Origin of the sequence: Nocardia sp. NPDC047648 (assembly GCF_040642815.1) — a bacterium.
In the GTDB taxonomy this organism is placed as follows: domain Bacteria; phylum Actinomycetota; class Actinomycetes; order Mycobacteriales; family Mycobacteriaceae; genus Nocardia; species Nocardia gamkensis.
Genome location: NZ_JBEYSX010000014.1, coordinates 171,740 through 197,494 on the forward strand (window position 1 = coordinate 171,740; position 25,755 = coordinate 197,494).

27 protein-coding genes and 3 tRNA genes are annotated in these 25,755 nt (G+C 67.8%); 13 read left to right on the forward strand and 17 right to left on the reverse strand.

The genetic code is table 11. From position 1 onward, the window contains the following. Positions 1-42: 42 nt before the first annotated feature. The 7 genes from ABZ803_RS26815 to ABZ803_RS26845 form a co-directional block, all read right to left on the reverse strand. Entirely contained in the window at positions 43-894 is an 852-nt protein-coding gene (locus ABZ803_RS26815; protein WP_040864280.1) for an NAD(P)-dependent oxidoreductase, read from the reverse strand. A gap of 145 nt (positions 895-1,039) precedes the next feature. Further along, complete coding sequence (locus ABZ803_RS26820; protein WP_357043364.1) at positions 1,040-1,747, reverse strand: hypothetical protein; 708 nt, start codon at positions 1,745-1,747, stop codon at positions 1,040-1,042. A 57-nt stretch (positions 1,748-1,804) separates the two neighbouring features. Further along, positions 1,805-2,851 (reverse strand): ribosome small subunit-dependent GTPase A, encoded by a 1,047-nt coding sequence (gene rsgA / locus ABZ803_RS26825; RefSeq protein WP_357043366.1) that lies wholly within the window; start codon positions 2,849-2,851, stop codon positions 1,805-1,807. A gap of 252 nt (positions 2,852-3,103) precedes the next feature. Further along, on the reverse strand, positions 3,104-4,132 hold the full coding sequence (locus ABZ803_RS26830) for a glycosyltransferase family 2 protein (RefSeq protein ID WP_357043368.1): 1,029 nt from the start codon (positions 4,130-4,132) through the stop codon (positions 3,104-3,106). Positions 4,133-4,202: 70 nt separating this feature from the next. Further along, positions 4,203-5,039 carry an ABC transporter ATP-binding protein gene (locus ABZ803_RS26835; RefSeq protein ID WP_357043370.1) on the reverse strand — a complete coding sequence of 279 codons (837 nt, stop codon included), beginning with the start codon at positions 5,037-5,039 and terminating at the stop codon, positions 4,203-4,205. Positions 5,040-5,050: 11 nt separating this feature from the next. After that, positions 5,051-5,875, reverse strand: coding sequence for an ABC transporter permease (locus ABZ803_RS26840; protein ID WP_357043462.1), 825 nt, complete (start codon positions 5,873-5,875; stop codon positions 5,051-5,053). A gap of 258 nt (positions 5,876-6,133) precedes the next feature. Further along, positions 6,134-6,739, reverse strand: coding sequence for a bacterial proteasome activator family protein (locus ABZ803_RS26845; protein WP_062974914.1), 606 nt, complete (start codon positions 6,737-6,739; stop codon positions 6,134-6,136). A gap of 251 nt (positions 6,740-6,990) precedes the next feature. Here ABZ803_RS26845 and ABZ803_RS26850 point away from each other — a divergent pair, with 251 nt between their 5' ends. After that, a complete protein-coding gene (locus ABZ803_RS26850; protein WP_357043372.1) occupies positions 6,991-8,193 on the forward strand; it encodes a cysteine desulfurase-like protein in 1,203 nt (400 codons plus the stop codon). Positions 8,194-8,200: 7 nt separating this feature from the next. Here the strand turns inward: ABZ803_RS26850 and ABZ803_RS26855 are convergent, their stop codons facing one another. Then, positions 8,201-9,205: an NAD(P)H-quinone oxidoreductase gene (locus ABZ803_RS26855; RefSeq protein ID WP_357043374.1), complete on the reverse strand. Its 1,005-nt coding sequence runs from the start codon at positions 9,203-9,205 to the stop codon at positions 8,201-8,203. A 135-nt stretch (positions 9,206-9,340) separates the two neighbouring features. Between ABZ803_RS26855 and ABZ803_RS26860 the strand changes: the two genes are divergently transcribed. The 3 genes from ABZ803_RS26860 (at position 9,341) to ABZ803_RS26870 (ending at position 11,170) form a co-directional block, all read left to right on the forward strand. Then, a complete protein-coding gene (locus ABZ803_RS26860) occupies positions 9,341-10,519 on the forward strand; it encodes an alpha-hydroxy-acid oxidizing protein (RefSeq protein ID WP_357043376.1) in 1,179 nt (392 codons plus the stop codon). Positions 10,520-10,596: 77 nt separating this feature from the next. Next, a complete protein-coding gene (locus ABZ803_RS26865; protein ID WP_040864348.1) occupies positions 10,597-11,061 on the forward strand; it encodes a MarR family transcriptional regulator in 465 nt (154 codons plus the stop codon). A gap of 24 nt (positions 11,062-11,085) precedes the next feature. Next, a tRNA-Ser gene (locus ABZ803_RS26870) sits at positions 11,086-11,170 on the forward strand. Positions 11,171-11,394: 224 nt separating this feature from the next. On the opposite strand, the gene ABZ803_RS26875 is transcribed toward ABZ803_RS26870, so the two are convergent. Beyond that, on the reverse strand, positions 11,395-12,468 hold the full coding sequence (locus ABZ803_RS26875) for a nitric oxide synthase oxygenase (protein ID WP_357043465.1): 1,074 nt from the start codon (positions 12,466-12,468) through the stop codon (positions 11,395-11,397). A 709-nt stretch (positions 12,469-13,177) separates the two neighbouring features. Between ABZ803_RS26875 and ABZ803_RS26880 the strand changes: the two genes are divergently transcribed. Continuing rightward, on the forward strand, positions 13,178-14,251 hold the full coding sequence (locus ABZ803_RS26880) for an alpha/beta hydrolase family protein (RefSeq protein ID WP_357043378.1): 1,074 nt from the start codon (positions 13,178-13,180) through the stop codon (positions 14,249-14,251). Here ABZ803_RS26880 and hisC read toward each other — a convergent pair. Beyond that, complete coding sequence (hisC, locus tag ABZ803_RS26885; RefSeq protein ID WP_357043380.1) at positions 14,248-15,321, reverse strand: histidinol-phosphate transaminase; 1,074 nt, start codon at positions 15,319-15,321, stop codon at positions 14,248-14,250. The genes ABZ803_RS26880 and hisC overlap by 4 nt on opposite strands. Positions 15,322-15,438: 117 nt before the next feature. On the opposite strand from hisC, the gene ABZ803_RS26890 reads away from it, so the two are divergent. From ABZ803_RS26890 to ABZ803_RS26905, 4 genes are all read left to right on the forward strand, one after another. Then, positions 15,439-16,146: a dienelactone hydrolase family protein gene (locus ABZ803_RS26890; RefSeq protein WP_357043467.1), complete on the forward strand. Its 708-nt coding sequence runs from the start codon at positions 15,439-15,441 to the stop codon at positions 16,144-16,146. A gap of 88 nt (positions 16,147-16,234) precedes the next feature. Further along, a tRNA-Ser gene (locus tag ABZ803_RS26895) sits at positions 16,235-16,324 on the forward strand. 34 nt (positions 16,325-16,358) lie between these two features. Next, positions 16,359-16,431, forward strand: a tRNA-Arg gene (locus ABZ803_RS26900). 140 nt (positions 16,432-16,571) lie between these two features. Continuing rightward, positions 16,572-16,769: a hypothetical protein gene (locus ABZ803_RS26905; protein WP_357043382.1), complete on the forward strand. Its 198-nt coding sequence runs from the start codon at positions 16,572-16,574 to the stop codon at positions 16,767-16,769. Positions 16,770-16,780: 11 nt separating this feature from the next. Here the strand turns inward: ABZ803_RS26905 and ABZ803_RS26910 are convergent, their stop codons facing one another. Further along, positions 16,781-17,251: an SAM-dependent methyltransferase gene (locus ABZ803_RS26910; RefSeq protein WP_357043384.1), complete on the reverse strand. Its 471-nt coding sequence runs from the start codon at positions 17,249-17,251 to the stop codon at positions 16,781-16,783. Between the two features lie 13 nt (positions 17,252-17,264). After that, positions 17,265-18,539, reverse strand: coding sequence for a helix-turn-helix transcriptional regulator (locus ABZ803_RS26915; protein ID WP_357043386.1), 1,275 nt, complete (start codon positions 18,537-18,539; stop codon positions 17,265-17,267). Between the two features lie 364 nt (positions 18,540-18,903). Here ABZ803_RS26915 and ABZ803_RS26920 point away from each other — a divergent pair, with 364 nt between their 5' ends. The 4 genes from ABZ803_RS26920 (at position 18,904) to ABZ803_RS26935 (ending at position 21,428) form a co-directional block, all read left to right on the forward strand. After that, positions 18,904-19,260, forward strand: a complete 357-nt coding sequence (locus ABZ803_RS26920; RefSeq protein WP_357043388.1) for a hypothetical protein — start codon at positions 18,904-18,906, stop codon at positions 19,258-19,260. A gap of 254 nt (positions 19,261-19,514) precedes the next feature. Continuing rightward, the gene (locus ABZ803_RS26925) at positions 19,515-19,724 is read left to right on the forward strand and encodes a hypothetical protein (protein ID WP_357043390.1); all 210 of its coding nucleotides are present in this window, start codon (positions 19,515-19,517) and stop codon (positions 19,722-19,724) included. 69 nt (positions 19,725-19,793) lie between these two features. Further along, complete coding sequence (locus ABZ803_RS26930; protein WP_357043392.1) at positions 19,794-20,306, forward strand: hypothetical protein; 513 nt, start codon at positions 19,794-19,796, stop codon at positions 20,304-20,306. Between the two features lie 6 nt (positions 20,307-20,312). After that, positions 20,313-21,428 carry a hypothetical protein gene (locus ABZ803_RS26935; protein ID WP_357043394.1) on the forward strand — a complete coding sequence of 372 codons (1,116 nt, stop codon included), beginning with the start codon at positions 20,313-20,315 and terminating at the stop codon, positions 21,426-21,428. A 257-nt stretch (positions 21,429-21,685) separates the two neighbouring features. Here ABZ803_RS26935 and ABZ803_RS26940 read toward each other — a convergent pair whose 3' ends face one another. From ABZ803_RS26940 to dcm, 5 genes are all read right to left on the reverse strand, one after another. After that, positions 21,686-22,408: a maleylpyruvate isomerase family mycothiol-dependent enzyme gene (locus tag ABZ803_RS26940; RefSeq protein ID WP_357043395.1), complete on the reverse strand. Its 723-nt coding sequence runs from the start codon at positions 22,406-22,408 to the stop codon at positions 21,686-21,688. Positions 22,409-22,648: 240 nt separating this feature from the next. Next, the gene (locus ABZ803_RS26945) at positions 22,649-23,041 is read right to left on the reverse strand and encodes a RidA family protein (RefSeq protein ID WP_174550015.1); all 393 of its coding nucleotides are present in this window, start codon (positions 23,039-23,041) and stop codon (positions 22,649-22,651) included. 105 nt (positions 23,042-23,146) lie between these two features. Beyond that, complete coding sequence (locus tag ABZ803_RS26950) at positions 23,147-23,872, reverse strand: DUF998 domain-containing protein (RefSeq protein WP_357043397.1); 726 nt, start codon at positions 23,870-23,872, stop codon at positions 23,147-23,149. A gap of 218 nt (positions 23,873-24,090) precedes the next feature. Further along, entirely contained in the window at positions 24,091-24,519 is a 429-nt protein-coding gene (locus tag ABZ803_RS26955; protein ID WP_357043399.1) for a very short patch repair endonuclease, read from the reverse strand. Further along, positions 24,516-25,649, reverse strand: a complete 1,134-nt coding sequence (gene dcm / locus ABZ803_RS26960; RefSeq protein ID WP_357043469.1) for a DNA (cytosine-5-)-methyltransferase — start codon at positions 25,647-25,649, stop codon at positions 24,516-24,518. Before dcm ends, ABZ803_RS26955 begins: the two co-directional genes overlap by 4 nt. Between the last annotated feature and the right edge of the window lie 106 nt (positions 25,650-25,755).

The window sequence follows — 25,755 nt, forward strand, 5'->3', positions numbered from 1 at the left end:
ACCGGTTGCCGCGCGAGCGTTCTCGTCGCGGCAGCCGGCGAGTCAGAGAAAGAGATCTGTGGTGAGTTCGCCGTCGCCCGGGGTGACGCGGTACTTGTCCAGATCGGTGATGCCGTGCGCGGCCAGGACCTCGTCATCGATGAAGAAGTTGCCGCTGGTCTCCTTGCCGGGCGAGGTGAGCACCAGGTAGGCGGCGTCGGCGTAGATGTCGGGGGTGCGTGAGGTAGAGACCATCTCCTCGCCGCCGAGCAGGTTCTTCACCGCGGCCGTCGCGATGGTGGTGCGCGGCCACAGCGAGTTGACGCCGATGCCGTCGCCCTTGAGTTCCTCGGCCAGGCCCAGCGTGGTCAGCGACATGCCGTACTTGGCGATGGTGTAGCCCAGGGACGCGCCCGCCCATTTGGGGTCGAGGTTCAGCGGCGGGGACAGGGTGAGGATGTGCGGGTTGCGCCCGGCCTTCGCTGATTCGCGCAGATGCGGGATGCTCAGCTTGGACAGCAGGAAGCTGCCCCGGCAGTTGATGTCCTGCATCAGGTCGTACTTCTTCATCGGCAGCGCGTCCGTGGGGGACAGGTCGATCGCCGAGGCGTTGTTCACCACGATGTCGATGCCGCCGAAGCGCTCGACCGTCCGGCGCACCGCCTCGGCCACCGACTCGTCGATGCGGACGTCGCCCACGAACGGCAGCACCTGCCCGCCCGCCGCCTCGAGTTCCGCGGCGGCCGTGTGGATCGTGCCGGGCAGTTTCGGATGCGGCTGATCGGTCTTCGCGATCAGGGTGATGTTGGCGCCGTCCGCCGCGGCCCGCTTGGCGATCTCCAGCCCGATGCCGCGGCTGCCGCCGGACATGATCATCGTGCGGCCCGCCAGCGGCTTTGATCCCGATTCCGTCATCTGACCTGCTCCTTCGTTTCCGCCGCGAGCACCGGCCCGCGGCTGTACGCGCTTGCAGACTAAGCGTAAACCTCGCCCTTATGCAACCAGTTGCATAGGGTGTGCGAAGAGAGGGCGCCGGCGTGCCGGCGCCCTCTGGTCGCGCTCAGATCGTGGCGATGAGCACGATGTTCAGCAGGAACATCAGTCCGACCAGCGCCCAGACGATGTAGAGGAACAGCATGCCCGGCGCCTTCTGCGGGACCGGTCCGATCGCGCCGTTGAGGAAGATCACAACCGGCGGCTTGTAGTAGAACCGCGCGGCCTGTCCCTCGGCGATCGGCACGGTGACGTTCGCCGCGCCCATGTCGAACAACCACGGGGTGGTGACCCGGACGTGGTACTGCCCCGGCCCGACCGGGATGTGGTTCGCGCCCCATCGGGTGTTGGGCACCCGCTGGCCGTTGACCAGGATCTTCGGCTTGGTCAGCGCGAGCAGGAACGTCCAGATCGAGTACGAGGCATCGATGGTGATGCCCGGCGGGTCGGCGGGTTGGCCGTAGCCCTGCTGCGGGGCGAACTGCTGCGGTTGCCCGTACGGTTGCGGCTGCCCGAACTGCTGCGGCTGACCGTATGGCTGCGGCTGACCGTATTGCGGTGCGGGCTGGCCGAATTGCGGTTGCCCGTACGGCGGCTGCCCCGCTTGCGGCTGGGCGAGATGCGGTTGGCTCGGATGCTGCCCCGGAGGCGGCGCGTACTGCGCTGGTGCCTGCGGCGGGTACTGACCGACGGGCGGTTGCTGACCGAACGCCGGCTGCCCAGGCCATGAACCGGGCTGCTGGCCGTGTGGCGGATACCCGCCGGGATGACTCATCTATCCCTCCCAGATAGCGAACGATGCGAGGGGCACCCTACCGTGCCCCCCGCTCGGTCAGCGTCGCGAGTTCCGCTCCCGGAACATCTTGCGGTGCTGCTTGGTGATGTCCCGCCAGGCCCGTTGACGTTCGGCTTGCAGCCGCTTGTCGGTGCGCGCCCGCATCCACTCGTTCTCGCGCGCCAGCTTGTCGTAGCTGTCGAGCCTGCGCTGGGTGAGTTCGCCGCTGTCGATCGCCGCCCGCACCGCGCACCCCGGTTCGCCGCGGTGCGCGCAATCGCCGAAACGGCACCGGGCGGCAAGGGATTCGATGTCACTGAAGGTCTTCTCGATGCCTTCGGTGGCGTCCCACAGCCCGATGCCGCGCAGCCCCGGCGTATCGATCAGGGTGCCGCCGCCGGGCAGCGGGCGCAGTTCCCGGTGCACCGTGGTGTGCCTGCCTTTCTTGTCCGCGTCGCGGACCGCGTTGGTGGCGAAGATCTCCGCGCCGAGCAGCGCGTTGGCGAGGGTCGACTTCCCAGCACCGGAGGGTCCGAGCAGTGCGACGGTGCCGTCGAGCATCGCGGTGAGCACATCGAGCCCCGAGCCCGTGTTCGCGCTCACCTCGAGCACAGCGGCGCCCGGCGCGACGGCGCGCACCTCGTCGAGCGGGAGGTCGTCGGCCGCATCGGCCTTGGTGAGCAGCACGATGGGCTGGGCATCGCTCTCCCAGGCCAGCGCGAGCATGCGTTCGATGCGACCGAGGTCCACATCGCCGTCGGCGGCCGTGCAGATCAGGACGGTGTCGACATTGGCGGCGAGCACCTGGCCCTGCGACCGGCCGGAAACCGACGACCGCACGATCGCCGATCGGCGCGGCAGCAAGCGCCGCACTGCCGACGTGGCGTCGACGGTCACCCAATCACCGGTGCACAGCCCGCTGACCTCGGAATCCGAGCGCGGGCAGCGGGCACGTGCGAGCCCGTCCGGTGTGGCTACATCGCATTCACTGCGATCCATGCGGATCACCCGCGCGGGCACACAACCGTCCTCGATCATCGAGGCGTATCGGGCGGAAACGGCTTCGGTCCAGCCGTAAGGGACGAGAAGGTCGTGGTCGACCATGGTGGAAAGGAATCCTTCGTCGGGCGCCGAACCCGACCAGGGTTCAGCGAGCGGAGAATGAGGTGGAGTCTCGTGTGGCGGCGCGACTGAGATCAGCTCGCCCGGACACGACAATCCGCACGTTCCTCGTCACGGTCCACACCTCCTTCCGCTCTCGCAGTCGACCCACTCTCGCACCCGGCCCCCGCCCGGCACAACCGAATTTCCGACTTCCGCGGGCCGCGCACCGCCGACGGCGCGACCCGCTGCGGATCAGTCGGGTTTGCCGAACTGCTCGTGGCGGCCGAGGGAGCGAAGGTGGAACCATTCGCGCAGGCCAGCGGGGTCACGGCGGGTGACCAGGAAGAACCAGGAGAAGCGAACCCATTCCTGGGGAAGCAGTTTCCGCATACCCGGCTGGGACATCAGATAGCCGCGGTTGCGGTAGGTGAAGTAGCGCTTCACCGGATCGTCCGGGTACTGCGTGTGCATCCGGCCGCCGAGGATCGGCTTGAACTCGGCCGCGCCGTTGGGATGCAGATACGCCGTCTGCAGGCAGGTGCCGAACGGCAGGCCGGAGCGCACCAGCCTGCGATGCACCTCGACCTCGTCACCGCGCACGAACAGGCGCAGGTCCGGCACGCCGATCACGTCGACCGCCTGCGCGGAGATCAGCGCGCCGTTGAACAGCGAGGCGATGCCGGGCAGGAAATCCTCGTCGCCGAGTTCCGAGCGCAGCCTGCGCCAGACCACGCCGCGGCGCAGCGGGAAGGCGAGACGGTCGGGCTCATCTATGTCGCAGACCACGGGCGAGACCTCGACAAGACCGTGCCGGTTCGCGCAGTCCAGCAGGGTGGACAGCACATCGGGGCCTTCGGGCCTGCCGTCGTCGTCCGCGAGCCACACCCAGTCCGCGCCCATGCTCAGCGCGTGCAGCATGCCGAGCGCGAACCCGCCCGCGCCGCCGAGGTTGTGCGCCGAGCCCAGATAGGTGGATTCCACCGGCTGGTCGCGCACCAGGTCGGCGACCTCCGCCTCGTTGCCGTTGTCGATCACAATCAGGTGATCCACCGGCCGGGATTGGGACGCAACAACTTTCAGCGACTCGGCGAGCAGTTCACGGCGCTTGTGCGTTACCACGACCGCCACGATGCGCTGCGGCGAATCCGAGTCCGTCGCAGCGGATTTCGCCGGGAGCGGGGCGGCGGGGGCGTCGAGCTCGACGGCCTCCTCCGGCGCGGAGCCGATCCGGGCCTGCGCCCCTTCGTCGATCGGGGTGTCCTGCCCGGTCGGCTCACTCATGCTGCGGCCTTTCCGGCAGGAGCGGGGCCCTGCGTGGTTACGCTTCGCTGCCGCCTCCGGGCCTGACCGCTCATGCCTTGTTCCGCTCCAATTCTCGTTCTGTTTCGCCGGCCCGTTCGGCTTCCATTTCGCGCAGCACGGTCGCGACGTGATTCCCCGCGTCCGGCCCCTCATAGGCTCGCACCACTTCTTCGATGCCGCCGCGCAAGCGGATCTGGCCGTGGTCGATCCACAGCGCCGTATCGCACAGCTGCGCGAGGAATTCGTTGGAATGGCTGGCGAAAACCAGGATGCCGGAACGCGCTACCAAGGACTGCAACCGCAGCCGGGCCTTCTTCATGAATTCCGCGTCGACGGCGCCGATGCCCTCGTCCAGCAGCAGGATCTCCGGATCGATCGAGGTGACCACGCCCATCGCCAGGCGCACCCGCATACCGGTGGAATAGGTGCGCAGCGGCATGGACAGGTATTCGCCGAGTTCGGTGAAATCCGCGATCTCATCGATCTTCGCCAGCATCTGCTTACGCGTCTGCCCGAGGAACAGGCCGCGGATGATGATGTTCTCGTAGCCGGAGATCTCCGGATCCATGCCGACGCCGAGGTCGAACACCGGCGCCACCCGCCCACGGATGCGCGCACTGCCGCGCGACGGTTCGTAGATGCCGGAAAGCAGGCGCAGCAGCGTCGACTTACCCGCGCCGTTGTGCCCGACCAGGCCGACCCGGTCGCCTTCCTTCAACGAGAGATTGATCTCCCGGAGGGCTTCGACCACGACGACATCGGACTGATTGCGCCCGATCGCGCCGCCCGCTTTACCGAGGAACGCTTTTTTCAACGACCGCGATTTGGCGTCGAAGATCGGGAATTCGACCCACGCCTCCTGGGTCTCGATACTCACACGACTCATCGGGGGCGCTCCTATACCCAGTACGGTACGCGCGAACGGTACTGCTTCATGGCGAAGATCGCCACGACCCAGCCGACCAGGGTGATCGTGCCGACGATCACCCAGTGCCGCAGCTCCTGCGGCTCGCCGAGCAACGGCGCCCGGACGATCTCGAGATAGTGGAACGTCGGCACGAGTTCGGCCAGTTTCGCGCGGTCGCCGGTGCCGATCTGCGATTGCAGGGTCTTGGTTGTCCACATGACCGGCGTCAGCACGAACAGCATCAGCGTGGTGCTGCCGAGAATCGGCGCGATATCGCGGTAGCGGGTGCTGAAGATGCCGAAGACGATCGACACCCACATGGAATTCAGGAAGATCAGCGCGATCGCCGGGATCGCCATCAGGCTGGCCACCCCGAGGTGCCGCCAGACGCCGAACGCGGCGAGCATCACCAGGTAGATGACCATGTTGTGGGCGAAGAACAGCAGCTGCCGCCACACCATCCGGTAGACGTGCACGCTGAGCGCGGAAGGAAGCTGCTTGATCAGGCCCTCGTTGGCGATGAAGACTTCCGAGCCCTCCAGGATGCTCGCGCTGATCACGTTCCAGATGATCAGCCCGACCGTCACGTACGGCAGGTACTCGCGCAGCGGCTGGCCGAGCAGCGCCGCGTACAGCACACCCATCGCCACGGCCTGCAAGCCGGTGGCGATGGTGATCCAGAACGGGCCGAGCACCGAGCGGCGGTAGCGCTGCTTGATGTCCTGCCAGCCCAGCGACAGCCACAGCTCGCGCTGCGCGAACCCGCCCGCGAAATCCTGGAACGCCCGCCGGAACGTCTGCGAGTCCGGCACGATCTTCGCCTGGGTGGCTCCCGCGTGCAACGTCTCCGTCTCCGGGGTGGCCGCGCTCACCGGACGCTCCTGCGAGTCGTCGCCGGACGGCGCAGTGTGCTCGGGCGAGGTGTCATCTGAACGCGCTTGGTCATCGGAACCAACTGAGCTCTCTTCAGGACGCACCGCACTCGGGTCGGAGACCGAGTCGGAGCGAGCGGCAGCGGCGGGCACGGTGCACGAGACTACCCTTGCGGCCTCGCGCCACCGAGTGGCACACGCTCACAGGTACTGGCCGGACCCGCCGGTGACGTGGCTCGCCTGGCCGCCGCGCGGGTCGACGGTGTGGATGCCGGGCGGCAACGCTCCCTGCCGCATCTGTTCGAGCTGGGCGCGCGCGGCCATCTGCTGGGCGAACAGCGCGGTCTGGATGCCGTGGAACAGGCCCTCCAGCCAGCCGACCAGCTGGGCCTGCGCGATCCGCAGCTCGGCGTCGGACGGCACGGCGTCCTCGGTGAACGGCAGCGTGAGCCGCTCGAGTTCCTCCCGCAGCTCGGGGGCCAGCCCCTGCTCCAGCTCCCGCACCGAGGACTTGTGGATCTGCTTGAGCCGATTGCGGCTGGCGTCGTCCAGCGGAGCCGCGCGCACCTCCTCGAGCAGCTGCTTGATCATGGTGCCGATCCGCATGACCTTCGCGGGCTGCTCGACCATGTCGGCGAGCGATTCGCCGGAGTCGTCCCGGTCGTCCGACTTGTCCTTATCATCGTCGTCGGTCACGACCTGAGCGGTGAAGGGCGCTTCCGATCCGGCTACCGCCGGAATGGCCAGGGGCCTGCCGTCGGGTCCGACAACGACGATGTGGTCCGGTGCCTCGTCCGAGTGCGTCATGGTCCCTATCATGTCGTGTTCGGTCCGAACGCGCTAAGCCGGTGCTCCCGGGCCGCGCTCGCGGCACGGTTCGGCGCGCGCCGCCGGTCCACGCCGCCGCGCGAGGTCGGCGTTCTATTCTGTTCGGGTCGTGTGGTTCGGATTTGTCGAAAGTCGGTCGCCATGCTGAGTCCCAGGTTGCTGTGCTCCCGCCACGATGTGGAGGGGAACGCGGTTACACAGGCTCGTCCGCTGCCCTTAGAGTGGCCAGCATGACTTACGACGTCGCGAGGGTTCGGGGCCTGATACCGTCCCTGGGCGACGGCTGGATCCACCTGGACCCGCAAGCGGGCATGCTGGTTCCGGACGCGGTATCCCGCGCCGTGTCAACGGGTTTCCGAACCTCCTCCTTCTCACATATCGGCCGCAACGGCGCAGCGGTGCGCAGCGCGGCGATTCTGGACGCGGCCCGCGAGGCCGTGGCGGACCTCGTCGGCGGCGACCCGGCGGGTGTCGTACTCGGCCCCGACCGCGCGGTCCTGCTGGCCTGGCTGGCCGAATCGCTGAGTTCGCGCCTCGGCCTCGGCACCGGCATCGTGCTCTCCCGGCTGGACGACGAGGCCAACGTCGCGCCGTGGCTGCGCATCGCCAACCGCTACGGCGCGCACGTGCGCTGGGCCGAGGTGGAGATCGAGACCTGCGAGATGCCGTCCTGGCAGTTCGAGGAGCTGATCGGGCCCACAGCGCGGCTGGTCGCGCTCACCGCCGCCTCGCCGATCGTCGGCTCCGCCCCCGCCGTCCGGGTGGCCGCGGACCGGGTGCACGAAGTGGGCGGGCTGCTGGTGGCCGACGCGTTCGGCGCCGCGCCCTACGCGCTGATCGACATCGACGAACTGAACGCCGACGTCGTCGCGCTGAGCGCACCGGCATGGGGCGGTCCGCAGATCGGCGCGCTGGTGTTCCGCGACCCGGCCTTCCTGGACCGGATTCCGTCCATGTCCTTGAACCCCTACGCCAAGGGCGCCGAGCGGCTCGAGGTCGGCGGGCACCAGTACGCGCTGCTGGCGGGCCTGACCACCTCCATCGACTTCCTGGCCGGGCTGGACGAGCGGGCGCGCGGCACCCGGCGCGAGCGCCTGGAGATGTCGATCACCTCGTTGCAGGACTACCACGACCAGCTGTTCGAGCACTTGATGAGCGTGCTCGACGCGATCCCCGGTCTCACCGTGATCGGCCGCGCGTCCACCCGCATCCCCACGGTCAGCTTCACGCTCGGCGGCATGCAGGCGGAGAAGGTCGCGGCGAAGCTCGCCGACAACCGGATCGGCACGGTGAGCGGCGTGCACGGCGGCAGCAGGCTGCTGGACGCGCTCGGCGTCAACGACGAAGGCGGCGCGGTGACCATCGGCCTCGCGCCCTACACCACCAAGTTCGAGATCGACCAGCTCGGCAGGGCCCTGCTGGCGCTGGAGTGAGCGGCGCTCACAGCTCCCGCACCCGCAGCACCACCTTGCCGAACACCTCGCCGGAGTCCAGCAGCCGGTGCGCTTCGGCGGCCTCCTCGATCGGCAGTTCGGCCGCGATGACCGGCGCCACCGTGCCGTCGGCGACCAGCGGCCACAGCTGCCTGCGCACCTCGCCCACGATCTCGGCTTTGCTGCCGACGCCGGTCGCGGGCCGCGCGCGCACGTTGGTGGCGTGCACGGTGCCCCACTTGCGCAACAGAACACCCAGGTTCAGCTCTGCGGACACGCCACCCTGCATGCCGATCACCACGAGACGGCCGTGCTCGGCCAGTGCGTCGACGTTCCGTCCCAGGTAGGCCGCGCCCATGTTGTCCAGGATGACGTCCGCGCCGATGCCCCCTGCGCTCGATCGCTGGGCGCGCACGACGGCGACGAAATCGTCCTCCTTGTAATTGATCAGTACGTCCGCCCCCAGCTCCGCGCAGCGCGCCAGCTTGTCCGCCGAGCCAGCGGTCACCGCCACACGCGCGCCGAGCGCTTTGGCGACCTGAATGGCATGCGTGCCGATCCCGCTGCCGCCACCGTGCACCAACACCAGTTGATCGGCCCGCAGCCGCGCGGTCATCACCAGGTTCGACCACACGGTCGCCGCCACTTCGGGCAGCCCGGCCGCCGCGCCCAGGTCCAGGGCGTCGGGAACCGGAAGCACCTGGGTCGCGGGCACCACGACCCGCTCGGCGTAACCGCCGCCGGACAGCAGCGCGCAGACTCGATCGCCGACCGCCCACTCCCGCACTCCGTCGCCGAGTTCGGCGATCACACCGGAGCATTCGAGGCCGAGCAGCGGGCTGGCTCCCGGCGGGGGCGGGTAGTAGCCCTGACGCTGCAACAGATCGGCCCGATTGACGCCCGCCGCGTCCACCTCGATCAGCACTTCGCCGTGTGCTGGCTCCGGATCCGGCACCTCCGACACGGACATGACCTCGGGACCGCCGGAACCTTTCAGAACTATCGCGCGCACCGTGCCATAGTGCTCCGCCCGCAGCGGCGGTTGCGCGCTGCCCCCTGCGCAGGGGAGCCGGGAGGGAACGTGCTGCGGAAACGCAATCCGGCAAGCGGCCTGCGGTGACCGGCGTCCCGGACTACCGTTCCGGTGGTGAGTGGCGGTTTCATCGATTTCCAGAACGAGATCTACCTGGGCGGTCTGGGTGGCTCGACACCCGAATTGCCCATGACAGCCGCGGGTCTGGAGACGCTCGCGCGCGAGCGTCTCGATCCGGCCGCCTTCGCCTACGTCGCGGGCAGCGCGTCCGCGGAGCGCACCGCCGCGGCCAACCGGTCGGCCTTCGACCGCTATCGCATCCTGCCGCGAATGCTGCGCGGCTCCACCGGGCCCGGCGTCCGCGATCTGTCCGTCGAGGTACTCGGCACGAAGCTGGCCGCGCCCGTGCTCACCGCGCCGATCGGCGTCCTCGAACTGCTGCACGAGGGCGGCGAAGTGATCGTCGCCGAGGTCACCAAGGAACTCGGCATCGGCACGGTGCTGTCCACCGCAGCCTCCTCCACCATCGAGGACGTCGGCGCCGCGGCCGGAGCGTGGTGGTATCAGCTGTACTGGCCCGCCGACGACGAACTGGCCTGCTCGTTCGTCCGCCGCGCCGAGCGTGCCGGGGCCTCGGCGATCGTGGTCACCGTGGACACCCCGACGCTGGGCTGGCGACCGCGCGACCTGGAGCAGGCGCACCTGCCGTTCCTGCACGGCAAGGGCATCGCCAACTACCTGTCCGACCCGGTGTTCCGGGCCAAGCTGCCCGCCGCGCCGGAGGAGAGCGAGGATGCGATGCGAACGGCCATCCTCACCTGGGTCGGACTCTTCGGCAACCACACGCTGCGGCCCGCCGACCTCGCACGTCTGCGCGAGTGGACCGACCTCCCGATCGCGGTGAAGGGCATCCTGCATCCCGACGACGCGCGCCAAGTGGTGGACGCGGGCGCCGACGCGGTGGTGGTGAGCAATCACGGCGGCCGCCAGGTGGACGGCTCGATCGCGGCGCTGGACGCATTGCCCGCGGTAGTGGCCACCATCGGCGACCGCGCCGACGTGCTGTTCGACTCCGGTCCGCGCACCGGTTCCGACGTGCTCATCGCCTTGGCCTTGGGCGCGAAGGCGGTGCTGTACGGGCGGCCGTGGGCCTACGGACTCGGTCTCGCGGGCGCGGCTGGGGCCCGGCACGCGTTGCGGGCTCTGCTCGCCGATTTCGACTCCGCGCTCGGCCTGTCCGGGTGCACGAGCCCGGCCGCTGTGAACCGCGCCCTGCTGTCCACGGTGCGCTGACCTGCGATAGTTGCCCATTTCCGCAGTTAGCCGAGCATAGAATGGCCACCGTGCATCCCGAACCGAGCGGTCGCGTCATGGCCGAGCCACGCTGGCTCACCCCGGCGCAGCAGCGCGCCTGGCGCGCCTACATGGACGGCCACCAGCGCCTGATGACGGCGTTGAATCGTCAGTTGCAGCGCGACAGCGATCTGTCCGTCGCCGAATACCGGATTCTGGTTCTGCTCTCGGAGGCTCCCGACCGCTCGCTGCGGATGAGCGAGCTGGCCGACGGCGTGCTGTCCTCGCGCAGCAAGCTCACTCATCAGATCCGGCGGCTGGAGGCGCAGCAGATGGTCCGCCGCAACACCTGCCTGGAGGACGGCCGCGGCGTGCTCGCCGAACTCACCGACGAGGGCCTGCGCCGCCTGCAAGCCGCCGCGCCCGGCCACGTCGAAGCCGTCCGGCGCCACTTCATCGACCTGCTCGCCCCGGCCCAGCTCGAGGTGATCGGCGACGTCTTCGAACGCGTGGACGAGGAAATCGGTAAGCACTCCGGCTGAGCCGTCGGCTACGATCGGTTCCCTGGAGACGTGGCAGAGCGGCCGAATGCACTCGCCTTGAAAGCGAGCGTCGCGAGAGCGACCGGGGGTTCAAATCCCTCCGTCTCCGCTCCGCTCGTCGCCGATCCGTGCTCATGGAGTGCATGAGCCGGGCTCGTTTCGCAATGTCTTGTGGGGGTGCAACCCCCACACCCCGCCCGGCGGGCTTCGCCCCCGGACCCCCGCCTGAGCTCGGGCTCCAATGGCTGGCCCGCCGATTCGAGCCCGCCCAGAGTTGGGTTGGGCATAGTGCGCAACGCCGTTCCGTCAGGCCTGCTCCAACTCGCGCGTCGGTTATCCCGCGATGTCCGCGCCGAAATCCCGGCGGACGAAGTTCGGCCGGATGTCGAGATCGGGTGGGTCGTAGTAGCGGTGGAAGGTCGGCGTCAGCCCGGACGAGATCGGCGGGTTGATCCAGGACCAGTCGGTGGGGCAGGCGCGGCCCGCGGCTTCCTCGCGTTCGACATGATCGCAGAACTGCTTGGCGACGGTGTGGTGGTCGACGATGTACACGCCCGCCTTGCGGAAGCTGTAGAGCACCGCGCGATTCAGTTCGACCAATGCCTGATCGCGCCAGAGGTTGCGCTCGGCCCTGGTGTCCAAGCACATCATCTCCGCGATCAGCGGGAGCATGTTGTAGCGGTTGGCGTCACAGAGATTGCGCGCGCCGATCTCGGCGCCCATATACCAGCCGATGAACGGCGCGAACGGATACGTCATACCGCCGATCTCGAGATTCATGTTCGACACGGCGGGCAGCGCGTGCCAGCGCAGGCCGAGACCGGCGAACCACTCGAACTCGGGATGCTCGAGTTCCACCTCGCGTGCGAGCTCGGGCGGGATGTCGAACCAGCGAATCGGCTCGTCCGGCGTGCTGATCAGCAGCGGAAGGATGTCGAAAGGTGTTCCCGCGCCGCGCCACCCGAGCTTCATGGCGAATTCGGTCAATTCGACATTCGCGGCGTCGCCGGTGACCGTGCCGTCCCCGTTGCGATAGCCCGCGTACCGGATGATCTGCGGGCTGACGATGCGGAACTCGCGCCCGTCCGCTTGCCGTGGCGGCCCGACGGTGATCATCGACTGGATGGCGCCGTTGTTGGTGGCCATGTGTAGATGCTGCCAGCAGATCTCGGCCAGATCGCGTGCCGAGCGCACCCGCCGGGCGTCGAGCAGTTTCAGCGAGCGCCAGTGTTTGCGGCCCACGCAGCGGGCGTGATTACGCCAGGCGAGTTTGGCTCCGATCAGGATCTCCTCGGCGGTCTGGAGATAGGAGCCGGTCTGCTCGAGCTGCTCCAGCGCGCTGCGCCGGCGCTGGGCGCTCAGGTGCGCCAATTCGGGCAGCCGGAAGAACTCGTCACACTCCCGCATCCGGCGTTCCAGATCGGCGCGGAAATTCGCTGTGTCCGATTCGTTCTCGATCGAGCAGACGGGTGACAGTGGATTCACGGTTTTCTCCGGTCGGGCATAGGTGCTGCGATGAAACAGGCGAGTCGAGCAGGAGAATTCGCGCGTGAGCGCAGTCGGTACCGCTGGAGTCGCGTGGCGGCCCACGAAGGCGGGCAGGGCAGATGCCGTGAAATAGCTCCCGCCCGAACATCGTGTCGATTCCGGAAGGGCTTTCGCGAATGCGAACCGGGCGGCCGGTCCGCATACCTAGCCGAAACACAGGGCGATGACCTCGGCGCCAGCGGTGTGGATACGCGATCATGCCCGTCCTGGTTCGAATTCCGAAAAGGCTCGGCGCTCAGCGTACGGCGGGTGTGCTGATGGTGTGCCGTGATTTGCTGGATTTGCTGGATCGCCCGGAGTAGGAACCGGATCCGGTGTGCCGAGTACCGTTGACCGGGTCTGCCTTTCGAGTGCTGGGCGGTTCTCTTCTGCCCGGTTCGCTTCTGCCCGATGTCGACGGTCCGGCTTCACCTCGCGGGGTTCAGGGTGTGCGTTCGGCGCGGAAGCGCCGCCTCTCCCCGGAGCGGGACAGGCAAAAGACCACTGCCGCATGCCGAGTGCGGTGGGTGTTCCTCGACATGGTGATGGCTCTGGGCTCGCCCCCGACGTCTCTGGCAGGATGGTTCGCATGCTCTGTCACCGCCGGGTGCGGCGTTGGCTTTCCAGCGCCCTGATCAGTGCCGCACTCGTCTCCGGTGCGGTGTCGTTCGGTGCGCCCCAGGTCACCGCGGCGCCCGGTAATACGCCGCCGGTCAACACCGGGTCCGCGGACGGGCCCGGTCCGGCCGAACCGACCAGTAAACAGCCCTCGACGCCGCGCATCGAGCGCGTCGAACCGATCAACGATCGCTGGCTGCGGGTCTTCGTCGCCTCGCCCGCGATGAGCCGGGTGGTCGAGGTGCAGGTCCTTCTGCCGCGCGACCAGTCGCGTCCGCGTCCCACGGTGTACATGCTGGACGGGCGCAGCGCGAGCCCCGACAGCAACAACTGGACCGAGCTGGGGCACGCCGACCGCTTCTACGCCGACAAAGACGTCAACGTCGTGCTCACCGTCGGCGGTCCGGCCAGCTTCTACACCGACTGGCAGCAGGCAGACCCGGTGCTCGGCACCAACAAGTGGGAGACGTTCCTCGCCAAGGAGCTGCCCCCGCTGATCGACGCGAAGTTCGACGGCAACGGCACCAACGCGGTCATGGGCGTCTCGATGGGCGCGGAGGCCGCGATGATGCTCGCGTTCCGCCAGCCGACGCTCTACGCGGCGATCGCGGCGCACAGCGGCTGCTTCTCGATGGGCACCGACATCGGCCAGGCGCAGGCGCGCGCCGTGGTGGCCACCTACATGGGCGAGCCGGACAACATGTTCGGCAAGCAGGACGACCCGGCCTGGCTGGCGCACGACGTCACCCTGCACGCGGACGCGTTGCGCGGCAAGACGATCTATCTGTCCGTCGGCAGCGGCCTGCCCGGCGTGCACGACGTGCCCGGCACCCCGAACGTCGACCTGCCCAGCGCCATCACGTTCGGCGGCCCGCTGGAGGCCGCGACCAACGCCTGTACCCGGCGGCTCACCGACCGGCTTCGGTCGCTCGGCATCCCGATCACCGCGCACTTCCGTGCCACCGGCACGCACTCCTGGCCGTACTGGGAGGACGAACTCGCCCTCTCCTGGCCGACGATCGCGCCCGCGATCGGCGTGCGCTAACCCAGGAACCGCGCGAGCACCTCCGGCTCACGGGCGAAGCTCAGGAACAGATCGTTCTCGTGCGGGTCGCCGATCGTGACGCGCACTCCGTCCGTCCCGTACGGCCGCACCAGCACCCCCGCCGCCGCGCTCGCCTCGCCGAACTCGGCGCTGCCCGCGCCCAGCGGCAGCCAGACGAAGTTCGCCTCGCTGGGTGGCACCGGGTAGCCCGCCGCCACCAAGGCGTGGCGCACCCGTGCGCGTTCGGTGACCAGGAGGTCGGTGCGATCCAGCAATTCGTGGCGCGCCTCCAGCGACGCGATCGCCGCCGCCTGCGCGAGGCGGTTCACGCTGAACGGGATGTGCACCTTCAGCAGGGCCGTGATCACGGCGGGGTCGCCCACCGCGTAACCCACCCGCAGCCCGGCCAGGCCGTACGCCTTGGAGAAGGTCCGCAGCACAACCACATTGGGCCTGCTCCGGCCGATCTCGACGCCGTCGGGGTGGTCGGCCAGCCGGACGTACTCGTAGTACGCCTCGTCCAGCACCACCAGCACGTGCGACGGCACCGCGTCCAGGAACCGGACCAGCTCGGCCTTGCCGACGGCGGTGCCGGTCGGGTTGTTCGGGTTGCAGACGAAGACCAGCTTGGTCCGCTCGGTGACCGCCGCGGCCAGCGCGTCCAGATCGTGCACCTGCCCCGGCGTGAGCGGCACCTGCACGGCGGTGGCGTTGCCCACCTTGGTCACGATCGGATACGCCTCGAAGGAGCGCCACGCGAACAGCACCTCGTCGGACGCGGACGAACAGGTGATCTGCACCAGCTCCTGGCAGAGCGCCACACTGCCGCAGCCGACCGCGACGTTCTCGAAACCGACCCGGAGGAACTCGGCCAGCGCCGTGCGCAGCTCGGTGACCTGATTGTCCGGATACCGGTTGGCCAGCTCGGCCGCCTCGGCGATGGCTTTGGCGGCGGCGGGCAGCGGACCGACGGTCGTTTCGTTGCTGGCCAGCTTGACCGCGCCGGGATTGCTGCGGCCGGGGGTGTACGCCGGGATCGATTCGAGGTCCGGCCGGATCTGCGCTGTCACACTCCAACCCTAATCGGCGCCGTGGAAAGCCCGATCGGCGTACCGGAAAATCTCTGGTCTATACGCCCTCACGTGCAATTTCTACCGAAGATCGGCAACGCGCCCTACGCTGGTTTCATGTCGGGCACCTACGACGATTCGGCCCCGCTGCGGGCGAGCGACCAGGAAGACGAGCGGCCGGCCAGCGGTGGGCAGGTGCCCATCACGGTGGTGGAGCCGGAAGGAAACGCACGCGGCGGGATCGTGCTGCTGCACGAGTCCAGCGAGTTCACCGGCCCATTACGCGACCTGATGGACGCGCTGGCAGGCGAGGGCTGGACGGTTGTCGCACCCAAACTCTTTCATCGGGGAGGCGGCCAACCCGGCGGCGGAGTCTTCGGCGAGGAGCTGTTCGATGACTTCGACGCCTGTTTCGACTGGCTCACCCGGCGTGGGGTGTTCCCCGACACCATCGGCGTGCTCGGCTTCGATTCGGCGGGCACCGCGGCGTTCCTGGTCGCGACCAATCGTCCGATCGGCGCCGCGGTGAGCGTCGCGTCACCCGGCATCATCGAGCCGCTCACCGACCAGGCCGATGCCTTGGTGCGCGCCGCTCCCAACCTCCAGGCACCGTGGCTCGGCCTGTTCGGCGTGGACGACCCGGCCACCCCGCCCGCCCAGGTCGACCAGCTGCGGGACGCCACCGCTCGCGCCGCGGTCGCCAGCCTGGTCGTCACCTACCCCGGCTCGCACCACCGCGCCGACACCTCCGAGGCGGACGACGGGGACGATGCGGTCGATTCCCAGACCAGAATCTTCGATTGGTTCGACAGTAACCTACGCTGACCAGCCGTTTTGTGATCTGGACGGTAGCTCCTGTAACCTTTTGGCTCGGCGGTTCGAAAGGACCGGTGCCCTCGAAGAGAAGGCTCCAGGAGGCGTGCCAGAGCGGCCGAATGGGACTCACTGCTAATGAGTTGTCCCTTCACGGGGACCGGAGGTTCAAATCCTCTCGCCTCCGCCAAGCCCGGGAAACCGGGTACAACTGAATAACACCTGCGCCCGTAGCTCAACGGATAGAGCATCTGACTACGGATCAGAAGGTTAGGGGTTCGAATCCCTTCGGGCGCACACAGGTAGAAGGCCCCTCCGATACCAACGGAGGGGCCTTCTCGCATCTCTGACGACACCATTTGACGACAGTGTCACTCGAACAGCGCGTCCATCCCGGTCACGCGTCGCGCCGCACGACGTCGATCACGTCCATGTAGGTGCGCGTCGTCACGCTGATCGAACTGTGCCGCAGGATGCGCTACACCGTCGCCGCCTCCGCGCCGATCGTGAACAACAACGTCGCGCACGAGGCGCACGGATCATGCAGCCGGAGCGGTCCGAGCGCGCGCCTCCCGCACCAGCTGAGCGAGAGTGCGATGAACGAACCCGCGCTCGAGTTTCTGTCTGCGACCTAGAAGTAGTCGACCTAGAAGTAGTCTTTGAGCATTTCTGTGGACCATGCAGCTTGCCGGACGTCTCCGCGAGGGCCGAACTCCGCGAACCAGGGTTTGATATCCAGTACGGGCGTGCCGTCGACGGCGTCCAGTTCGGCGACATGCAGGTCCAGGCCGTCCACTCGGAGCAGGCGACAGCGCGAGACGCCGAGCCAGTTGATGCGCCGCATGTTCCTGTGCCCGAAGATACCGACCTTCGGCCATTCGGGATTGTCGCGTGCGCTGCGCGCACCGAAGTGCAGGTCTGTTGGGTCGGTGAGGTGGAACCGGAACACGATCTCCAGGTGGCTGAACTCCTCCAACCCCTGTACCGACTCTTCGGTGAACCGGGGGTCGTCGACACGAATGATCGCCTCGGTGCCGCCCCAGTGATCATCGGTTGGTTCACATCGGCCACCTACGACGTGCGCGACCGGCACTACCTCGAACACTTCGTCAGCCATACGAACCTCTGTCTCACTTCTTGTTTGCGGCTAGATACTCGGCTGCTTGCTCGTCAGTCTCGCGGACACCGGGAATGGACTGGTCGCGGTACGGTGCCAGCGTCGAGCGTATGTCGCGGGCCACGTTCCTGGTGCGACCGGACTGCACCCTGCCCATCGCGCCGAGTGCCGAACGCCAGGTGGCGCAAGCCTGCTCGATTTCGCCGCTGCGGGCCTGCACCGTCCCGAGGTAACCAAGAGTCACCGCATGGGTTCGTGTGAACGCGGTGGCCTTGCGCTTGCGGACGCTGAGCTGGAATTGGTCGGCGGCTCCGGCGAGGTTGCCCGCGTCCCGCAGTGCGCACGCGGTTTCGTGGGCGAGACTCGCCTCGGAGAAGAAGAACACCCGGGTGGGTTCGGGATCGGAGTCCGAAGCTGCCGCGAGATCCCGCTCGGCTTGGAGAAGAGCTTTCGCTGACTCGGCGGGCCGGCCGGCCGCGCTCAATGCTTTCGCGTGCACGACCTTCAGCAGTGCGCGCTCGCGCGGGCAGGCGTACCGGTAGCGAGCGCCGTTGACGGATGCTTCGGCCAGCTGTAGGCCCTGATCGGGGTGTCCTAGGTCGATGGCCTGGTGAGCCATGGCGCGCATCACGTGACCGGTCAGTGGCGCGTCTTCCGCCTCGGCGGCGAGCTGGGTCGATGTGGCGAAGTAGCGTTGTGCGGCCGCGTGCTCGTCGTTGTCGAACGCCATCCACCCGACGAGGTAAGCCATTTCCGCAGCTGCGGAGAACATTTGGCGGCGTACGGTCTCGCTGGCGAAGGACCCCCGTAGATAGCCGGTTACCTCGTTGGTCAGATATTGGACGACGGCTGTTCGTCCATGCCCGCCACCGAGGCGCTGATCTATCTGCGAGAACACGAGCATCAGGTCTCGTACAGCGGCTACGTCGGCTTCCCCCACGTAGCGGACTCGGGATTCCTTGCGTGGAAGGGCGGCCGCGTGGTCGAGTCTGCCGGGCAGCAGGACGGATGCGCTGAGTGCTGTGGAGTATCCGACACGTAGGAAAGAGCGCCGTTCCACATCAGCCTTTCCGAGGTTGAGCAAGCTCGCTACTGGGTCTTGGATGCGACCGAAATGCTTCTCGTAACACGCTATGACATCGGGCGTCGGTGTGCGTTCTCCGGTCTCGTAGTAGGCAAGCACAGACTTGCTGTAGTGGATCTGAGCAGATAGTGCGGCCAGGGACACTCCAGCGGCTTCGCGGGCTGCTCGGAGCTGCGCACCGACGATAGCGGCGTGACCGTCCATACCGCCGAATCTAGCCGGTCACGGACTCGCGTACAGCTAGTTGTGGATGCGCTGTGGACGCCGATCCCGTTCCTCGGTGCATGTTCCGTGGTCATCTGAATAGGCGTCCGGCATGGAGTACGGAACCGCGAGCCCCTTACCGCAGTCCGCTCCTGTCCCGGGTACCGATCAGGGGGTTGTCGGGGCCGGGCGCGCCTATTCCGACGAGTGTGAGCAGGGGAGCGCGATGCGCCGAGAAGCGTTCGGGGACACGCCGATGTCTCGATGCCACTACTACCGGAACGTGTGCGATATACCCGCGAGAGTCGACCCTCCGCATGTGGGACGGATCGTGGCCCGTTGCGGTTCGGTGTGGGCGATCACGATGCCCGCCGTGCTGGGGCACGACGTGAAGGTGTGGATGCAGAACCAGGGTTACAAGCTGGGTCCGATCCTTTCGCATCCACGGTCGCAACGCTGGACGTTCATCATCCGCCCGGACGTGCCCGATGATGTGCCGTTGTTCGCTGAGATGTTCCGGTTCAACGTGTCCATCGTGCGCGATGGCGGAACGATCGGATTGCCGAGCCCCGCTGATCGCGGGACCGCGTTTCGCGCGTGGATCGTGCGCCCCGACAGCCACGTTCGCCCTTCCGGCTGGCTGATAGTGCGGGCAATACGGGACATCGCGGCAGCGAAGCGGGCGCAACGTCGTCGGGTACTGGCTTATGCCGGACAGTGATGAGCCCGAACGGCCTGACCTGCAACTACTCCAGCGCGGCAAGTCGCGCGAATTCGACGTTGAGGCGGCGTCAGCGCGGCTGCATGACCAGCTGACTTCGCACAGCAACCCGGCACTGCCGCTGATGAACCGTGACGCTGCGGATAAGGACTGGACATGCGAGAGGGTTGCGACCCGTTGCAGTGTCCGACTCGGGTGGTGGCGGAGATCGTGATTCGCGATGACTACCGGTGGTTCCGGGAACGGGGCATGTGATGACTTCTCCGCTGCCGAACGAACCGGATGTGCATCTGTCGGTTTTCCTGCACGGCGCACGGTTCGACTTCGCGGCCTGCCTCACTGCCGCCCTACTGTTCGTTCAAGAGCATCGGGAACGGCACTACGTCGACGCCGTGAACGTGCTCCCTGATAGTGCTGAGGGCTGGCCCAGGTTGCCGTGTGAACGGCTGTATATCGAGCGATGATGCTCCTTGCCCGGTGACCGTGCACGCGCGACACTGACCTGTTCGGACCATGACGAGAAGGAGCTAGGCATGGGGACTGACGAGCAGTTGACCATGGACCTCGGCGTACCCGTCGAGCAGACCGAATGGGGGAAATGGGTCGATCCCGACCGGCGTGCGGCGCAGGTGCGGAAGTTCTTGAACCATGCGGGGTTGCAACGCCTTCCTTCGAAGCTGTGGCCCGAAGACTCTCCGGACCTGGACCGGCTGAACGATGTATGCAGAGAACTGTTCCCGGATCCGGACACGCCGTACCTTCCCGAAAACCAGGATATGACCGATGCATTCATTTGCTTCCTCGGCGCATGTTTCGAGAAATACGTGGATGGCGAATGGGTCGACCACACTGAATATGGTCACGATAAATCGTTCTATGGCCGCGGCGTGAATCCGGCATTGCGATGGGTGGATTACGACGGTGACGAAGACGAATGCACCGTATTCGACTACATCGACTCCATGATCCACCACAATATGGAATACGGTGACGGCTTCATTCACATCACTGCCGACCTGCGAAGGAAATACTACAATCTGATGTAGGCCTCAATGGGTGACGGCTACAGTAGGGATCGCGACGATTTCGAACAGAACGAGCGCGGCAGGATCTTCGAGAACGGCACCGACAGATTCTTTCGTGATCGTGAAAACGGATACACGCGGGGATCGCGCAAATATGAGTTCCGAGACCGCAACGGCCGCATAGAACGAATCCAGTTCGACAAGATCAAAAACGAGCATAACCGGAGCAGTGCCGATTCTATCGAAGAAAAGTCGGGCCGCATCGAAGGACGGAAGGACGAGAAGCAGCTCAGGGGAATCAGGGAACTTCTCGACAGCAGAGAGATCAATCATCACACGCTGCGTTCGGTCGAAGGCGAGTTCATCTCGAAAAATGCTCAAGACCTGATCAGAGGACTGATTCAGGATTTCGGGGACCGGTTCACGCATCAGATAATTCCCCGAGCGGATGCCCGCGAAATCTGGGCACGCGGTCTGCAATTGGAGCGGGGCCAGCAGCTCGAATTGCCTGGTGTAGGCGAGAAGGCGCGGCAGCAAAAGGCGCAGCAGCGCGAGCAGCGGGGGAAATTGGCGGAGCTGGCGAAGAAGGCACGCGAGCGAGCCGAGAAGTTCCGGAGTCTGCTGAGATTCCGCGACGGTGCTACGCGTGGCCGTTCGGCAGCCTCCGCGCGAGTCGAGCGCGAGCGACAAGCGCACGAACAAGCCAAGCTAGCCAGGCAGGCGCGCGAAACACCCGGTGCACGGATCGAACGTGAGGCTGCCGAACGGGTGGCGCTGGGATTCCCGGTGCCCGAACAGTCTCAGCTACGGGAAGCCGCCGATACTGGGGAACAGGCGGCCCGAGAGGCAGCCGACGCCGCCAGCTTGGAGCGTGCAGCAGCCGACGCCCGCAGAGCGGAGGAGAAAGCGCGCGAAGAAGCCCGCACTGCCCGCGAGGCAGCCGACAACAAAGAACGCGCGGGAGAACTGGCACGCCTCCAAGCCCGGGGAGTGCCGCCGGAAGTGGTGAAGCTTCTCGAACTCGGCCAAGCGCAACCACCATCAGCGGCGGTGCGGGAGCCACCTGGTCATGCGCCAGGCGTTGTGCGTGGCGGCACTGGGCAAGGGCAGGAACGCTCACGTGAAATATCTCGCGACCGATAACCGACTTCCGCCGCTGCTCACAGCGCCGCCCTTGCCTCAGGAGGTGGGTCCAACCGATTTCATCGCTCAGAAGCCAATCTGGCGGCACGTTCTTGTGTGGGCTAAAGACCTCCCCTGTCAATGGTGACCCACTCCTGAGGACACCATTTGGCGACAATGTCACTCGACAGTGCGTCCATGCCCGTCACCGCATCGCCCTGCACGGCGTCGATGGCGTCCATGTAGGTGCGCATCGTCACGGTGATCGAACTGTTCCGCTATTTCCAGGCGGGGAGGTTCGGCAGGTCGCCGGTGAGGTCGGGGCCGGGGGTGCGGCCGAGGAGCCAGGCGGCGAGGGAGGAGGCGGGGCCGGAGATGGTGTGGGTGGCGGGGGTGGGGCCGATGGTGGCGGTGAAGTCGGAGTCTGTGGCGTGGAGGGTGAAGGGGGCGAGGGGGGTGTCGGTGGTGAGACGGGTGAGGTCGGCGGTGGCCTGGGGGAGGATTCGGGCGACGAAGGGGGCGGGCCAGTGGGCGGGGGTGTAGCCCGCGTTCAGGTCGACGTGGTGGATTTCGACCTCTTGCAGGCGCATCCAGAGGACTTCGGTCGCGGGGATGGGGCGGCCCTGGCGGGTGCGGACCTGCGCTTGCCAAGCGTCGTCGGTGAGTGAGCGGGCGAGGCCCAGGAAGCGGGTGGCGGCGGCCTCGTTGTCGGCGAGTTGTTCGGAGAGCGGGCGGGGCGCGCCCGCTTCGATGTCGCTGTCGCGCAGGAAAGCGCTGGCGTACTGCGGGATTTCGACGCCGGTGTGGGCCCACAGCAGCAGGTTCACCAGACTGTCCGCGTTGCGGGCGAGGTGGGCCATGACGTGGCCGCGGGTCCAGCCGGGCAGCGAGGAGGGTTCGGTGACGGCATGCTCGTCGAGGCCGCGGATGGTGTCGAGCAGGCGGGCGGTCGCCTCGGCGACGGTGTCGAGTTGCACGGGGGTCTGCGAGGCGGTGGTCACGGTTTCGACCCTAGCGAGAGAGAACCCGGCTCGTCGCGAACGACGGGCCGGGTTCGTTCTGGGAACGGCTTATCCGGGCCACGCGGAATCCGAGGGCCCGCGTGGCGTGATGGGCGCGCCCTTGCATCGGTCACCGGCGATCGCGGGTCCGGTCGGCGGACCGCAGTCGAGCGCGATCAACCCGTCGACCAGCGTGTGCGCGGACTGCGGGCACGCGAAGGAATTGCGTCGATCGGCGCCCTACCCGGCGACGATCGCGTCGGCTTCGATCTCGACCAGCAGCGCCGGGGTGATCAAGCCCTTGATCTCGTACATGGCCGTCGCCGGACGGATCTCGCCGAACACCTCCGCGTGCGCCTTGGCGACCTCGGGCCAGCGGGCGATGTCGGTGACGAAGATGCGGGTGCGCACCACGTCGGCCAGGCTCGCGCCGGCCTCTTCCAGCGCGGAGCCGATGCGCCGCAGGGTTTCCCTCGTCTGCTCGCCGATGTCGTCGCCGCCGACGGCCGTGCCGCCGGGGGCCGAAGCGGTGGTTCCGCTGACCGCGACGACATCGCCGAGCCGGACCGCCCGCGAGTAGCCGACGAGGTCTTCGAACTCCGAACCCGAGGAGATGTTCACGCGATCGCTCATGGGCGAAAGCATCGCACGGCGCCGAGCGCGGCCATGTGCCGGACAGTCGAGTGCAGGCACCTGCCGGTCGACATCCGAAACGGTGACAGGGTGGGCGTGCAGTCGTCAGGATCCGTCCGCGCGACTCGGTAATCGGCTCGGCTCGGTCCGCTCCCGGCTCTCCACGATGACGGCGGCCGCCAAGGCGATCAACCACAGCGACATCGCACCCACCTGGATCCGCTGCGCTATCCCGAGGGCGTAGTTGCCCGGCAGATTGTCGGCCACCAGCATCCAGGTCGTCGCCAGCGCACCGATCACCAGCACGACGAAGCCGAATTCGCGCAGCACCCGCCAGCGCCGGTAGCGGAACGCGGCGAGGCTGAAGGCGCACGCGGCGACCGCGATCGAGGTGACCGCCAGCGTGCTCGTCAGCGCGTGCGGCTGATGCAGTTGCGGAAACAGTTCGCTCGGGCCGCCGCACCCGCTCTCGCCTGGCGTGCAGTCACGCAGCGGTAGCAGGACGTCGGCGATGGTCGCCGCGCCGAAGCAGAACAGCGCGATCCAGCCGACCGTGGTCATCCTGCGGCGCGGGAACGACAGCAGTCCCGCGACGGCGGCGGGCATGAGCGACACCCCGACGATCAGGTCCGCGGTCGCGAACACCTCCCGGTACGGCTTGCCCTCCGCGTCCAGTTCGCTGAGGAACGTGTCGACCGGGTCGAGATCGATCTTCAGCGCGAACTGGAGCACCCAGGACGAATAGCAGAGCCCCGCGATCGCGATCGCCGCGGCGACCAGCACAGTTGCCGGTCGCAGCCGCCGAACGGCGATGTCCGAGCCATCCGTCACGTCCCCATTGTGCTGGTTTCTAGAGCGCGCCGGACAGCGACGGGCCGCACACGTCATTACCATCCGGGGCACAGGGTCTTGTCAGCTTCGCCCGGCACGCTGGTCGACAGCTGCAACTCGAGGAGGTCCCCATGCTCGGTTTCGCGACTGCCGCCGCCGGAATCGCGGTCATCACAGTGATGGTGATGTCCGGCTATCTGGCCGCACACGCTCCGCGTTCACTCGTGCGGGTGCGCCACCGCCGCTGACAACTCGGCCTGGACGCGATCGGCCGCGCTGATGGGATCCTCGTGCTCCCAGACGCGGACCACGCGCCATCCCGCCGCGACGAGCGCCGCGTCGGTGGCCCGGTCCCTGGCCACGTTGCCCGCCAGCTTGACCGCCCACCATTCGGCGTTGTTCTTCGGATCGGTGGCGTGCTGCGGGCAGCGGTGCCAGAAACAGCCGTCCACGTAGACCGCGACTCGCCGGCGTGGGAAGACCAGATCGGCGCGCCTGCGCTGGCCCCGGATCGGTGCGCGGTCGACGAAGTAGCGCAGCCCGCGGCGATGCAGTTCCCGGCGCAGCGCGAGTTCGGGATCGGTTCCGGTGCGCCGCTGGCGCGCCATCCGCGCGCTGGTGGCCGCGTCGGTAGGGGGCCGGTTCATGCCGCCCAGCCGCCCATCCGATCCAGATGGCATTCCACATCGGCGAGGAAGCCGGGCGGGAAACGCAGACTGCCCATGGTGGTGCGGCGCAGGAATCCGGCCGTCGCGCGGGCGGACAGCAACCGCGCGTCGGTGAGGAAGTGGGCCAGGTCCTCGTACGGCTCGTGCACCGGCCAGGTCGAGACCGGCACCCGATAGGCCGTACCGGCGCGCCCCCACGCCGCGACCGGCCACGGCGTGCCCGGCGCCAGCGGCTGATCCCCGGAGATCGGGTCGAGCGGAGCGGCCAGCCGCGATCCCACCCAGGCCGCCATCCGCACGCTCACCGCGTTGCCGACCAGCTTCCAGCGGTGACCCTTGCGGATGCCCGGTATCTCGGTGGCGGGTGCCGTCCAGCCGGGGTCGAAGCCCTGGAGGCGTTCGGCGTCCGAGATCCCCGGCGTGACGATCTCCCCGGACGGTAGCCGTACCGCGGGCGGGCTGGCGATGCCGAGCGCGGAGCCGCCCTTCAGCGTCGGAACCGCGTTCACCGCCCAGCCCAGCCCGCGCACCCCTTCGGTCCAGTAGAAGCCGCACGGATCGACCTCGGGATCGCCGATCACGCGGGGACCGGCGTCCTCGCCGAACAGGACCCCGCGCGGGTCCTCGGTGCGGGAAGCCAACATCAGTACCCGCTGTCGGCGCTGGGGCAGGCCGAAGGCGCGGGCGTCCACCACGCGGTAGGCCCAGGTGTAGCCGAGTTCGTCGAGCGCGCCGGTGATGTGCCGCATCGCCGCGCCGCGCCCCAGCTGGAGCATGAAAGGCACGTTCTCGATCAGGAGCCAGCGTGGGCCGCGCTTGCGGCGCACCAGCCGGAACACCTCGTCGACCAGGCCCGAGCGCGTGCCGGTGATGCCCGCGGTGCGCCCCGCCTGGGACAGGTCCTGGCACGGGAATCCCGCCGCGACCAGTTCCGTCCCCGCCGGGATCGCCCGCAGCCGGGTGATGTCGGAATGCAGGGGCACGTCCGGGAAACGGGCGGCGAGCACCCCTTGGGCCCCGGGCTCGATCTCGCACAGCAGCTCGGTGTGCCAGCCGTGCCTGCCGAGGCCGAGCTCGAGTCCGCCGATCCCGGCGAACAGCCCGACCATCCGCGCGCCCGTCAACGACCTACCCTTTCTCGCGTCCACACCCGGACGCCGCCCGCGCGTCCCGTGCCCGGGGAGCAGGTTACTCGAGTCGTCCGAGGCGATACCC